The sequence below is a fragment of the Streptomyces sp. NPDC006314 genome, from assembly GCF_040613075.1.
Lineage (GTDB): Bacteria > Actinomycetota > Actinomycetes > Streptomycetales > Streptomycetaceae > Streptomyces.
This window is the reverse complement of record NZ_JBEXRL010000004.1, coordinates 365931-378692: the sequence shown is the minus strand read 5'-3', so window position 1 is coordinate 378692 and position 12762 is coordinate 365931. Positions and strand designations below refer to the sequence as shown.

The 12762-nt window shown below is 70.2% G+C and carries 8 protein-coding genes and 1 pseudogene; 4 read left to right on the top strand and 5 right to left on the bottom strand.

Features of this window, described 5'->3' with window-relative positions:
- Positions 1-135: 135 nt before the first annotated feature.
- Positions 136-306: a hydrophobic protein gene (locus ABZ079_RS09780; protein ID WP_356938886.1), complete on the bottom strand. Its 171-nt coding sequence runs from the start codon at positions 304-306 to the stop codon at positions 136-138.
- Positions 307-671: 365 nt separating this feature from the next.
- Between ABZ079_RS09780 and ABZ079_RS09775 the strand changes: the two genes are divergently transcribed.
- Positions 672-2255, top strand: a complete 1584-nt coding sequence (locus tag ABZ079_RS09775; protein WP_356938885.1) for an FMN-binding glutamate synthase family protein — start codon at positions 672-674, stop codon at positions 2253-2255.
- Positions 2256-2269: 14 nt separating this feature from the next.
- Entirely contained in the window at positions 2270-4033 is a 1764-nt protein-coding gene (locus ABZ079_RS09770; RefSeq protein ID WP_356938884.1) for a thiamine pyrophosphate-dependent enzyme, read from the top strand.
- A gap of 48 nt (positions 4034-4081) precedes the next feature.
- Here ABZ079_RS09770 and ABZ079_RS09765 read toward each other — a convergent pair.
- Positions 4082-4354 (bottom strand): annotated as a pseudogene (locus tag ABZ079_RS09765) (rhamnogalacturonan acetylesterase); the annotation flags it as partial.
- Between the two features lie 129 nt (positions 4355-4483).
- On the opposite strand from ABZ079_RS09765, the gene ABZ079_RS09760 reads away from it, so the two are divergent.
- Entirely contained in the window at positions 4484-6190 is a 1707-nt protein-coding gene (locus tag ABZ079_RS09760; RefSeq protein WP_356938883.1) for a RecQ family ATP-dependent DNA helicase, read from the top strand.
- A gap of 67 nt (positions 6191-6257) precedes the next feature.
- On the top strand, positions 6258-6494 hold the full coding sequence (locus tag ABZ079_RS09755) for a hypothetical protein (RefSeq protein WP_356938882.1): 237 nt from the start codon (positions 6258-6260) through the stop codon (positions 6492-6494).
- A 240-nt stretch (positions 6495-6734) separates the two neighbouring features.
- Here ABZ079_RS09755 and ABZ079_RS09750 read toward each other — a convergent pair whose 3' ends face one another.
- The 3 genes from ABZ079_RS09750 to ABZ079_RS09740 form a co-directional block, all read right to left on the bottom strand.
- Positions 6735-8135: a hypothetical protein gene (locus tag ABZ079_RS09750; RefSeq protein WP_356938881.1), complete on the bottom strand. Its 1401-nt coding sequence runs from the start codon at positions 8133-8135 to the stop codon at positions 6735-6737.
- A 295-nt stretch (positions 8136-8430) separates the two neighbouring features.
- Entirely contained in the window at positions 8431-8655 is a 225-nt protein-coding gene (locus ABZ079_RS09745; protein WP_356938880.1) for a tautomerase family protein, read from the bottom strand.
- Positions 8643-12566, bottom strand: a complete 3924-nt coding sequence (locus ABZ079_RS09740) for an amino acid adenylation domain-containing protein (protein WP_356938879.1) — start codon at positions 12564-12566, stop codon at positions 8643-8645. Before ABZ079_RS09740 ends, ABZ079_RS09745 begins: the two co-directional genes overlap by 13 nt.
- Positions 12567-12762: the final 196 nt, after the last annotated feature.

Below are 12762 nucleotides of genomic sequence, written 5' to 3'. Positions count from 1 at the left end.
CCAGCGCCTTGTCTTCTTCTGGGGCACCTCACCCGGCCCGATGCGGTTCGTGCGCTTACTCGTCAGACGCGCGCTCAGGGCCCGGCCGTCGTTGACGGTCGGGCCCTCCTGAGGGGGTGCGCCTGCGGGGTCAGGTCACCATCGGTACCAGCGGCCACGTCCACCGCCGGCATTGGTGGAGCGCATGACGAAGCCGAGCAGCCACAGCACCAGAACGGCGAGGGCCACCCACCACAGAATTTTGACGGCGAAGCCGGCCCCGAAAAGGATCACGGCCAGCAGGAGAACAAGAAGCAGGGGAACCATAGTTATTTACCTCCTGGGGCGCCGTCTGCCCTTCCCATTCGCATTCATTCACCAGTGGTGCCTTGTTTGTGAAGGGAAAGCCGGGGCACGCGCGGGTTCGCGCGACAGCGGCACCGAGCAGGCCGAGGGCAAGGACAAGGACAAGGACGCCTTCACGCACTGTCCTCTCTCCCCGTGCTCGAGTACGGCGGCGTGAGCGACGCCTACGAGTTCTTCGGCTCACCCCAGGAGACGACGCGCCCGTCGCCATCGCTGACCGGCCAGGTGCGGCGCCCCGGCGACCCAGACGGCAGAGCGCGGGCACTTTGAAGGTTCTTGAGAAGGCCGAGGCGCATGGAGTCCGGGCAGCGGGCAATGCGCGAGGGGTGATACGCGTTGGAATCGTCGCCCTGACCTGGGCCGCCGCGATCGCGGCGGCCGTGGCCACGACAGGGGTCTCACCCCACTGGTTGTTCGCCGCCCTCCCGCTCGCGCTCTTGGGTCTGTTGGGTGCCTGGGACCTGCTGCAGCGGCGGCACTCGGTGCTGCGCAACTATCCCGTCCTGGGGCACGCCCGCTTCCTCCTGGAGCGGATACGTCCAGAACTCCAGCAGTACTTCATCGAGCGGAACTACGACGGGCGTCCCTTCGACCGGGACGTGCGCAGCATCGTCTACGAGCGCGCCAAGGGTACCGACGCCGAGGAGCCGTACGGCACCGAACGGGACGTGTATCAGCCCGGCTACGAGTTCCTCGTTCCCTCCATGGCCCCCTGCGCGGTGCCGGAGACACCACCGCGGGTGCGCATCGGCGGTCCCGACTGCACCCGCCCCTACGACATGGCGCTGCTGAACGTCTCGGCGATGAGCTTCGGCTCGCTGTCGGCCAACGCGATCCTCGCGCTCAACGGGGGTGCCGCGGCCGGGAACTTCGCCCACGACACCGGTGAGGGAGGCCTGTCGGAGTACCATCTGCGTCCGGGCGGTGACCTCATATGGGAAATAGGCACCGGCTATTTCGGCTGCCGGACCGAGGACGGCGATTTCGACGCGGCCGAGTTCGCCGACAAGGCCGCGCACGATCATGTCAAGTGCGTGTCCCTGAAACTTTCGCAGGGAGCCAAGCCCGGTATCGGTGGCGTGCTGCCGGGAGCCAAGGTCAACGCGGAGATCGCCCGGGTCCGGGACGTGCGCGAAGGGCGGACGGTGGTCTCCCCGCCGTACCACCGGGTATTTTCCACCCCGCGGGAACTCGTGCGCTTCATTGCCCGCATGCGCGAGTTGTCCGGTGGCAAGCCTGCCGGGTTCAAGCTGTGTGTGGGCTCGCGCCGGCAGTTCCTCGCCGTGTGCAAGGCCATGCTGGATGAGGGCACGTCACCTGACTTCATCGTGGTGGACGGAGCTGAGGGCGGCACCGGTGCGGCGCCGCTGGAGTTCGCGGATCATGTGGGTGCCCCGCTCACCGAAGGGCTGATCACCGTGCACAACGCCCTCGTCGGTGCGGGCCTGCGCGATCGAGTCAGGATCGGTGCGAGCGGCAAGATCGCCACCGGTGCCGACCTCGTCAAACGCATGGTGCAGGGCGCCGACTACGGCAACGCCGCACGGGCGATGATGTTCGCCGTGGGCTGCATCCAGGCCCAGCGGTGCCACACCAACACCTGCCCCACCGGCGTCACGACCCAGGACCCCCGCCGGGCCCGCGCCCTCGACGTGCGGGACAAGACGCCGCGCGTCCAGCGCTTCCAGGAGGCGACCGTGGCCAGCGCGCTGCAGATCATGGCGTCCATGGGCGTCACCGATCCCGCGGAGTTGCGCCCGCACATGCTCCGCCAGCGCATCGACCCCTATACCGAGCGCTCCTACGAGGAGCTGTACGAGTGGCTCGCGCCAGGGCAGTTGCTCGCTGAGCCGCCCGCCTCCTGGGCGGCCGACTGGAACGCCGCCGACCCTGACCGTTTCACTGTGTGACCTGGAGGATCCAAGTGGCCCGTACTGTTGCCCGCGTCATCGTGGACGCGTTGAGCGAGCTCGGCGTGCGCCAAGTCTTCGGCGTCGTGGGAGACGCGCTCAATCCCTTGACAGATGCCATCCGCACCGCGGAGCGCCTGGAATGGGTGGGTTGCCGGCACGAGGAGGCTGCCGCGTTCGCCGCGAGCGCCCAGTCGCAGCTCACCGGTAACCTCGGTGCCTGCATGGGTACCGTCGGACCCGGTTCCGTCCACCTCCTCAACGGGCTGTACGACGCGGCCAAGAGCCACGCCCCGGTTCTGGCGATCGCCGGCCAGGTGCCGCTGGCCGAACTCGGCAGCGACTACTTCCAGGAGGTCGACAACGACGCCCTCTTCAGCGATGTGGCCGTCTTCCGCGCTACCGTCACCTCTCCCGACCAGCTTCCGCAGATGCTGGAGACGGCTGTGCGCAACGCACTGGGCCGCAGGGGCGTCGCCGTCCTCACCGTGCCGGGAGACCTGGGCGAACGGGAACTGACCGCCGACCGGCCGGCCCGGTTCTCCCTGAACGCTCCGGTGAGCCGCCCGGACGATGCCGCCGTCCGTCGCGCCGCCGAACTCCTCGACCGCTCCGAACGCGTCACCCTGCTCGTCGGGGAAGGCGCCCGTGCCGCGCGCGAGGACGTACTCACCCTCGCCGACCGCCTGGCCGCCCCGATGGTGCTCACCCTGAAGGCCAAGGCGGGCTTCGAGGGCGACGCCAATCCCTTCCAGGTCGGTCAGACGGGTCTGATCGGCAACCCCGCGGCGGCGTCGGCGTTCCAGGACGCGGACACGCTCCTGCTGCTCGGTACCGACTTCCCCTACCGGGACTGGTATCCCGACGGCCGGACCGTCATCCAGGTGGACACCGAGGCCACCCACATCGGGCGCCGGGTACCGGTCGACGTCGGGCTGGTGGGCGACACCGGTGCCACCGTACGGGATCTCCTTGGCCACCTCGCCGCCGCGCCCGCCGGGACCGAAGGGGCACGCGACCGCTCACACCTGGAGAAGGCGCGCGAACGCTACGACCGGTGGCGCAGCGGTCAGGCCCGGCTGGCAGACCCCTCGCACGACAAGGGCATCGTGGGCCGCATCCGCTCCGCGGTGGACAACCGCGCGCACGATATCCGCCCTGAGGCCTTGGCCGCCGTCGTGGACCGGGTCGCAGCCGATGACGCCGTCTTCACCTCCGACACCGGCATGGCCACGGTGTGGCTCTCGCGTTTCGTCGAGATGCGTGGCGAGCGGCGGCTCATCGGCTCCTACAACCTGGGTTCGATGGCCAACGCGATGCCCCAGGCACTGGGCGCCCAGTGCCTGGACCGGGACCGCCAGGTGGTGGCCTTCTGCGGCGACGGCGGGCTGAGCATGCTCCTCGGCGACCTCATGACCCTGAAGACGTACCGCCTTCCCGTCAAACTCGTCGTCTTCGACAACCGGCGGCTGGGCATGGTGAAACTCGAACAGGAACAGGCCGGTCTCCCGGAATTCGGCACCGTGCTCGACAATCCCGACTTCGCCGCCGTAGCCGAAGCCATGGGCATCACCGGCATTCGCGTGACGGACCCCGCCGAACTGGAAGAGGGCGTGCGCCGGGCGTTCCACACCGAAGGCCCGGTCCTGCTCGACGTCCTTACCAATCCCGACGAGGTCGCCGTTCCTGCCAAGCCGACCGTCGAGCAGGGCTGGGGTTTCGCGGTGGCCAAGGTGAAGGAAGTCGTACGGAGCCACGGGGAGACGAGCGGACACTGACGGGGCCGCGAAGAGGGGTGCTCCCCAGTACGGGCCGGTGGCCGTCGGTCAGCGCGGGTAGGTGGCCAGGGGCAGGCGTCGCTCTCGGATGCTCGGGAGCACCGGCCCGCCGGTGCGGGTCGCGCCGTACTGTGAGAAACGGGTGTCGTCCGTGACGCCGTCGACGGAGGAGCGGAGGCAGAGCTGCGCGGAGGCGGACGGGCCGAGGGACTCGACCAGTGCCTTGCTCCTGGCGGTCAGGTCGATCACCGGCGCCCTTTGCGCCGCACCGGCCGAGCGTGTCTCGGCGGGCAGGTCCGCGCCGACACCGTTCACATGAAGCCGACGTCGCCGATGCGGCCGGCGGCCGGTGAAGGTGCCGCAGCATCAGCGTCGGCGCTCCGGGTACTCAGAGGGCGCCGAGGGCGCGACCCTCCGTATACGTCCGGATGAGCAGCGAGGGAGCGGGCCATGGGACGCGAAAGGCCGCCGACGGAACAGGGCCCGGCCACGCGCCTGCGGGAGATCGCCGCGGACGTGTTCGGCTGGGACACCCTCCTGCCCCAGCAGCTCACGGCGATGGAATGGGTGGTGGAGGGCGAGGACACCCTCGTCGTCATGCCGACCGGATCCGGCAAGTCCGCCGTCTACCAGGTACCCGCCCTGATGCTGTCCGGACCTGTCGTGGTGGTGTCTCCGCTGCTGGCCCTCCAGCGGGACCAGATCGCCGGCCTGCCGGACGACGACCGCGCCCCCGGTGCGGTCGCGGTCAACTCCGACCTCGGCGCGGCGAAGACGGAGGCCGCCTGGGAAGCGGTGCGCCGGAGCGAGGCCCGTTTGCTGTACCTGTCACCGGAGCAGCTGGTCAAGGACGAGGTGGTGGAGCGGCTGGCCGAGGCACATCCGGCCCTGTTCGTGGTGGACGAGGCCCAGTGCGTGTCCTCGTGGGGCCATGACTTCCGCCCCGACTACCTGCGCCTGGAACAGGCGGTACGGCGCGTGGGCAGACCACCGGTGCTGGCCCTGACCGCGACCGCTGCCCCACCGGTGCGCAAGGAGATCGTCGAGCGGCTGGGCATGCGCCGGCCACGCCTGATGGTGACCGGCTTCGACCGGCCCAACATCAGGCTGGAGGTCCGCCGCTTCATGGACGACGACGACCGGCGCCGAGCCGTGGTCGAGCGCGCCGCCGCCGAGCCCAAGCCGGGCATCGTCTACGCCGCGACCCGCAGGGACAGCGAGTACTACGCCGGGGAACTGGCCTCCCTGGGACTGGCCGCCGAGAGCTACCACGCGGGGTTGCGCGCCGCTGAACGCGCCCGGGTCCACGACGCCTTCCTGTCCGGCGAGGCCGACGTCGTGGTGGCGACCTCGGCGTTCGGTATGGGCATCGACAAGGAGGACGTACGGTTCGTCCTGCACGCGTCGCTGCCGGGTTCCCTGGACGCCTACTACCAGGAAATCGGCCGCTGCGGCAGGGACGGCCGTCCGGCACTCGCCGTGCTGCACTACCGGCCGGAGGACACCGGGATGCAGACCTACTTCGCCGGCCGCACTCCAGGCCGCGAGACCCTGTCCGACGTGGCCGACGCCGTCCACGACCACCGCGCGGACCCCGCCGGCCTGGACGAGCTGCGTCAGGACACGGGCCTGTCCCGGAACCGGGTCACCGCGGCGGTGAACCTGCTGGAAGAGGCCGACGCCGTCGCGACGGGCGCGAAGGGGGAGGTGCGTCCGGTCCCCGGCGTGTCGTCCGGCCAAGCGGCAGAGCAGGCCGTGCAGGCCGCGCACGCGCATCGCCGGACCGACCGGTCCCGGGTCGAGATGGCCCGGGCGTTCGCCGAGACCACCGGCTGCAGGCGGTATTTCCTGCTCGGCTACTTCGGAGAGGGGTACGCACCGCCGTGCGGGAACTGCGACCGGTGTGACGAGGAGGGCTCCGATTCAGGGGACGGCGAGCGGGCCGCCGTCCATCCCGCCGCTGCCTCCTATCCCGTCGGGAGCGAAGTGCGGCATGAGCGATGGGGCGAGGGCACCGTGCTGAGCGAGGACCAGGACCGCATCACCGTTCTGTTCGACCAGGCCGGTTACCACACGCTGTCCCTGGAGGCGCTGGCCGCCCGAGAAGGCCTGCTCACGGTGGTGCGCAGGCCGGGGGATGACCGGTCGGCGAGGTGAGGCGTGGCCGTTTCCGGTGCCCGTCCCAGGGAACCCTGCTAGTCCCACCGCTGATGGGAGGGTGGACATGACCGACCCGAAGAAGCATCGCGGGGACCGTTACGACCGGGCACGCAGCAACGACGAGCCCGGCGCGCACTCGGGCGCGGAGAGCCAGGCACAGGAGCGATCCGTACCGGGTACGGCGAGCGCCAAGGAGGGCTACCAGACGGAGCGCGGCACGACGGCGGGCAACCCACTGGAGGGTGTCGAGGCCGCCGAGCGCGAGCCGGACACTGACGGAGACCCCGATCACGGTCAGTAGGTGCCTCGAGCACCTGGACTACCGCGTGGCCTGCTGAGGCCGCTCCCCGCCGGCCCCCCACGACGTCGGCGTCGTGCGGGGGCCCTGTGGGAGACCACGGATGCGCAGGACGGCGGTGCCGGACCTGGCGCAGGATGGGGGAGCCGGCTCCGGATCAGCGCACCGGTGGTCTCGGCGAGGGAGGATCACCCGGGGCGTTCGGCGTCGCTTCAGGCTCTGCCCCGCGACGGGCACCTTCGGTCAGTGAGCCGATGCGAGCCGTACGTACACCGTCACCCTGCGACCGCGGACCTGCTGGTCGGCCACGGTCGTGAAGTACTTCTCCAGCACGGCGATCTTCATCCGGTCCCGCTCCGCCGTCACCGGCTTCGCCACCTGAGTCGCGTCCGTCACCAGCAGGATCCGTCTCTGGCCCAGCATCGCGGCACGTATGCGTTCCGGGTCTGCCTCCACGCCTTTGAGGGTCCCGGACTTCTCCGGGCTCTCCGTGAGAGCGATGTCTCGCAGACCCGCGAAGGCGCTCGGGGAGACGGACTTGGTGTCCCGGCGTGCCGACGGGACGAAGAGCACCGCACTCCCGGTGGCCTTCATCCGCCGCACGTCGGACGCCACCGCCAGGACGTCGTCCACCCGGCTCGCCGGAGACCGCTTGGCCAGCGACTGCGGCAGCAGTGCCGCCGTCGCCACGACGACCGTCGCCGGGAGGATCCACCTCGACGCTCTCGGGTGCCGGGGCCTGACTGCCTCGACCGCCGAGCCGATGACCGTGCCGATCAGCAGTGCCAGGCCCAGCAGACTGAAGAGAATGTACCGGTCCAGGAACAGCGGCTGGATCAGGGAAAGACCGATGAGGCCGATGTGCGGGACCGCCAGCAACGGCAGCCCGACGGCTGACACCGACAGTCGGCCCGCTCGGGGCCGGTCCAGCAGCGCGCCGACGCCACCGATCAGCAGCAGGACCGCCGGGCCGATCAGCATGTGCCAGGTCAACGGCGGGATCCATGACACCTGTGCGGACTGGCCCCGGCTGAAGAGGACCAACGGCAGCACACAGACCGCGGCGGCCGTGGAGGCCGTCGTCCAGCGTGTCCACACTCCGCGCCCGGCTCGGGTCCAGACCAGAGTCGCCAGGTGCGCCGGCAGAATCATGAGCGAGAGCCAGTTCAGCAGCCCGGTCAGCAGGACAGTGCCACCGTAGGCGGCCCAGTACACCGTCCGGACACGGTCCTGGAGCACGGTCACGAGCAGCAAGGTGGAGATCCCGGCTCCGGCTGCGACCAGTGCGTACGGCCGTCCCTCTTGGAGATAGAACTGCACGGCCGGAAGCAGCCCGAACGCCATCCCTCCCGCCAGGCCCACCCATATGCCGGCCAGCCGGTGGCCGATGACGGCCACGCAGGCCGCTGCCACCCCCGTGGCCAGCACCGAGGGCAGCCGCAGGGTCGTGGTGCAGGGCCCGAAACATGAGAACAGTCCGTGCATCAGCAGGTAGTAGCACCCGTGCACGACATCGACGTTCCCCAGCATGTGCCAGATCTCGGCCGTGGAGCGTTCGGCGACCTGCCAGGTAGCGGCCTCGTCCCGCCACATACTGTCCTGCCGCGACAACCCCCACAGGCCGAGGGCGAGGGTCCACAGCATCGGGACCAGCCAGACGAGAACGTGGCGACCCGGCTGGTGCGTTGTCGGTGCGGCGGACGTGGTGCCGCCCCCCGGGCAGCGGGGCGGCAGAAGGGACTTGGGGTCACTGGACGGGTCACTGGGCATGAAGGAGGGCTTCCGGAGCGGCTGTTGAACAGGGAGGGATGCTGGAGAGGCGTCAAAGCCGCTCACTGATCATGAAGCGTACGCACCGTAGCGCCCCTGCGCCGCTTCGCTGCAAGCCGTCACGCAAGGGCGCCGTCCCAGCGCCGGCCTGTCCCGATCCGCGGGACGCTCAGTAGCCCGGTGCCTTCGCCAACTTCTCCCGGCCGGCGGCGATCTCCGGCTGGTAGACCTGGCTGTCCCAGTCCTCGGGGGCCACGGGTGCCAGGGCGATGGAGATCACCCGCTCCTCGACGCCGAACGCCTCGTGGACGGCGGCCGTCACCTGCTCCACCAGTCGGGCCAGCTGTGCGTCGGTGAGGGACTTCGGGAAGTGCCGAATGGTCACGTGAGGCATGAGAGTTTCCTTGTCTGTCGCGTGGCCGAGCCTGCCGCCGATCGGGACGTGGCGCGCTGCAGCGCCCTGACCAGCTCGTCGACGCCCGGGTCGCGCAGCGCCCCGTAGTGGTCGGTCTCCAGCTGGACGATGGTGGGCGGAGCCGCCGTGCGGCCCGGGGTGCGTTCGATGAAGGAGGGTTCGTCGCCATGGGCCCGGAACACCGTGACAGGCGCCCGGACCCGGCGGGCGGCCGGGGCGATGTGGTCGTAGGTGAACCCGTAGGTACGGCAGACCACGGCCACCACCCGGCGGATCAGCTTGGGGTCCAGCTGCGGGTACCGGCGGTCGACGAACCGCGCGAAGCTCTCCGCGTCGTCGGCCTCGCGCAGGCACTCCTCGAGGCCCGGGCCGCTGACCGTACCGGCGAAGACGGAGAAGAGGATGGTGGTGAAGACCGGATCGGTGAAGTCGGCCACCGCCGTGGCCGGTGCCGCCTCCGGGGCGCCGGCCACCCGCGGCGATCCCGGTGCCAGCAGGAACAGCTGCTCCACCCGCTCGCCCGACTGCTCCAGTTGCCACGCCGTCTCGAAGGCGACCCGTGCGCCGAAGGAGTAGCCCCACAGCGTGTAGGGCCCCTCGGGCTGGACGCGCCGCAGCGCCGCGACATCGGCGGCAGCCATCTCCTCGATGGACGGGAACGGCGTCTCGCCCTCGTTGATGCCGTAGGACTGGATGCCGTAGACCGGCCGTTGCCCGGGCGCTCGGGCGGCGAGCAGCCGCAGGTTCATCGTGAAACCGCCGAGCCCCGGCCAGCAGAACACCGGCGGCACGCTGCCCCCGGCCCGCAGCGGAGCGAGCCGGGAGGCGTCGATGGCGGCTCGGGCGCTCACCGCCTCCGCCACCTTCGCCACCGTGGGCGCCTCGAACAGCAGCTGCAACGGCATGCTGCAGCCGAACTCCTCGTTGATCCGCTTGACCAGCGCGACCGCGATCAGCGAATTCCCGCCGAGCCGGAAGAAGTCGTCGTGCACGGAGACGGACTCCCGCTTCAGTGCCGCCGCCCACAGACCGGACAGCCGTGCCTCGACCCGGTTGCGCGGCTCCACCATCGGATGGGCGCGGGCCCCTGCCTCGTCGACGTACTCCTCCAGGGCCTGGGTGTCGAGCTTGCCGTTGGGTGTGTGCGGCAGCTCGGGCAGCACCAGAATCCGGCTGGGGAGCATGAACTCCGGCAGGGACGCGACCAGATCCTCCCTGATCAGCTCCTCCGGCCCCTTCATATGGACCTGGTCCTCGTACATGCCCTCGTGGCGGAGCTGCTCCTCGCTGACCGTGCCGCCGACGCAGAAGTACGAGGGCCCGGTGCGCTGCCCCGCCTCCTGCAGGATCGCCGTCATGCGCCGGGCAGCCGGCAGGTCGTCTCCGGTGCGTGAGCTGTACCCCGCGGACATGAAGCCCAGGTTGCCGGTGTTCAGCATCAGGTGCTGCAGCCCACGCCCGAGATCCACGTAGCTGAGCCGCTCTCTGCCCCGCTCGGCGGCGCGGCTGACGAGCGTGATGCCGAAGCCGGAACGCTCGTACACGGCCTGGTTGATGGCGATCACATGCCGCTTGAGGATCAGCTCGCCGCTGATCCGGTGCAGCCGGCCCCCGTGGTACCGGTACTGGCCGCTGGGCAGGCCGGCCTCACTGCCCGGATGGAACTGCACATAGACGTCGAGGGAGTGCTGCGCGGGTGCCTGCGCGTGCGCAGCCGTCCAGGGCACCAGCACGAAGGAGGCCAGGTGGTGGTCGTCCTCGGCGCAGCCCAGGAGTTGAGTCAGACCGCTGTCGTACGCCGCCTCGTCGAGGGCGAGGCCATGGGCGGGCAGCACCTCGTCGAACAGGCCGGCCATGTGCCCGGCCTCGATCTCCAGCACCTCCTGGATGTTCTTCTTGTACACCGGTTCGATCGCCGATCTGCGGCCGACGAGGTGCACCCGCACCCCGGGGCCCGCCGCCGCCCCGAGGCGGTGGATCAGTACCAGCTCGTGGTGGACCGGGTGGTAGTAGTAGTAGCCCGCGGCCAGCCCCTGGATCCCGGCCAGCTCCAGGTACAGCTGCGCCGCATAGAGGGATCCGGGGGAGGCGTACGCGTACTTCGGCAGCAGACGCTCCTCGCTGAGATACTGCCCGAAGTTCCGTAATATTTCGCCTAGTTCGCCCAGGGTCAGCTCTTCAGGGCGGCGGGATCCGACGCCCTCGGTACGCCGCCCGAGCGCCGCCAGCACGTCCGCCGCCGCCAGCCGGCCGCCCTCGTAGAACCGGTACGTCTTGCGGGCGAAGGCCCGGCGCCGCTGCTCGGGACCGGCGGTGGCGCCGGGCAGGCGCACGGTGGGCCGCCCCAGCAGATCAGCCGCGTCCCGCACGCCCGGGCTCGACAACTGGGCCTTGACCTGGAACTTGGACGACTTCGACACATGGTGTTCGCTGTGCTCGCCCTGGTCCATCAACGCGGCCTGGCGCGGACTCAGTTCGATGCACGCGACCAGGTTCTGGGCGCTGGTGCGCGGGTCGGTGCGCAGCAGCACGGCGGCGTTCTTCACCCAGTCATGGGCCTCGATGGCCAGGCGTATCTCGTCCAGCTCGATCCGGAAGCCGCGCAGCTTGACCTGGTTGTCGGCCCGGCCCGCGAACTGGGCGGTGCCGTCCGGGTTCCAGCAGGCCAGATCACCGGTGCGGTACAGCCGGTCGTGGCCGGTCCCGGCCGTGCCCCCCACCACGGTGGCATCCGGGTTCGGCAGGAAGCGGTCGGCGGTCAGCCCGGGCCGGTGCAGGTACCCGCGCGCCAACTGGACACCGCTGATGTACAGTTCGCCGGTCTCGCCGGCTGCCACGGGACGCCCCCCGGCGTCCAGGATGTGATAGCGCAGGCCCGTCACGGGCGTGCCGATCGGAAGGGCGTCGGGGCCCTCGTCGAGGGCGGCGGGGTCGACCGTGTACGCCGAGGTGTTGATGGTGCACTCGGTCGGACCGTAGAGATTGACCAGCGTGGCGCCCGGCAGCGCCCGGGTCAGCTCCCTGGCGAGCGGCCGGGACAGCGCCTCACCGCCGCTGAAGAGATGCGTGAGCGACGTGCAGCGGCCGAGTTCGTCGGTGTCGACGAGGGCCTGCAGCAGAGTCGGCACGCACTGCAGGGTCGTGACGGCATGGCGGGTGACGGTCTCGATGAGGCGCGAGGGGTCGCGGTGGATTCCGCCGGACCCGACCACGACCCGGCTGCCGCACGCGGGGGCCAGGATCTCCCACTGCGCGGCGTCGAAACTGATCGGGGTCTTCTGCAGGACGGTCTTGCCCGCGTCGAGTGCGAAGGAATCGGCGAGCCAGCGCATCTGGTGCGCGATGGAGCGGTGCTCGATCGTCACCCCCTTGGGCCTGCCGGTACTGCCCGAGGTGTAGATGATGTAGGCCAGATCCGCCGGGCGCGGGCCGTCGGGCAACTCGGCCGGATCCGCGCCGGGCCGGTCCTTCGTCAACTCCATGATGTCATCGAGGGTGATGACGACCGTGTCCGCGGCGAGGAACCCCGCCAGCCGATCCCGCAGGAAATCCTGGGTGAGGACGACGCCCAGGCGGGCGTCCTGCGCGATATAGCGAATGCGCTCCTCCGGGTAATCGGGAGAGAGCGGCAGATAGGCCCCTCCGGAGCGCAGAATCCCCCAGGCGCCGATCATCAGATCCAGTGAGGGCTCGACGAAGAGTCCCACGCCGGCATCCGCGCCGACGCCGAGGTGATGCAGGTAACGTGCCACGTTCTCGGCCTTGTCGGCCAGCTCACGGAAGGTGAGCGACTCCCCCTCGTGGACCACGGCGATGTCGCTGGGGCGGGTGAGAGCCTGCGAGTCCAGCAGATCGGGAAGGCATGGCTGGGTGGCGTCCCGGATCTTCATCTACGTACCCCCGTTTTCGGATGGGTCTACGACCTCGCGCTCGAACGTACGGATTTGAGCCAGGACCGGCGGCGCGAGGGACCCCCGCAATCAGTGCAGTGCGGCAACCCGAACCATGGCCGGCGTGGCCATGGCGCACGGAGAGCGGCAGATTTTGGCAGAGCACATGCCAAGTGCGGGAGCACACGGAAACCCG

Excerpts from the sequence above, each read along its gene's own strand:
- ABZ079_RS09780 (WP_356938886.1), bottom strand. The coding sequence starts at position 306 with ATGGTTCCCCTGCTTCTTGTTCTCCTGCTGGCCGTGATCCTTTTCGGG.
- ABZ079_RS09760 (WP_356938883.1), top strand. The coding sequence starts at position 4,484 with ATGGGACGCGAAAGGCCGCCGACGGAACAGGGCCCGGCCACGCGCCTG.
- ABZ079_RS09755 (WP_356938882.1), top strand. The coding sequence starts at position 6,258 with ATGACCGACCCGAAGAAGCATCGCGGGGACCGTTACGACCGGGCACGC.
- ABZ079_RS09750 (WP_356938881.1), bottom strand. The coding sequence starts at position 8,135 with ATGCTGTGGACCCTCGCCCTCGGCCTGTGGGGGTTGTCGCGGCAGGAC.
- ABZ079_RS09745 (WP_356938880.1), bottom strand. The coding sequence starts at position 8,655 with ATGCCTCACGTGACCATTCGGCACTTCCCGAAGTCCCTCACCGACGCA.
- ABZ079_RS09740 (WP_356938879.1), bottom strand. The coding sequence starts at position 12,566 with ATGAAGATCCGGGACGCCACCCAGCCATGCCTTCCCGATCTGCTGGAC.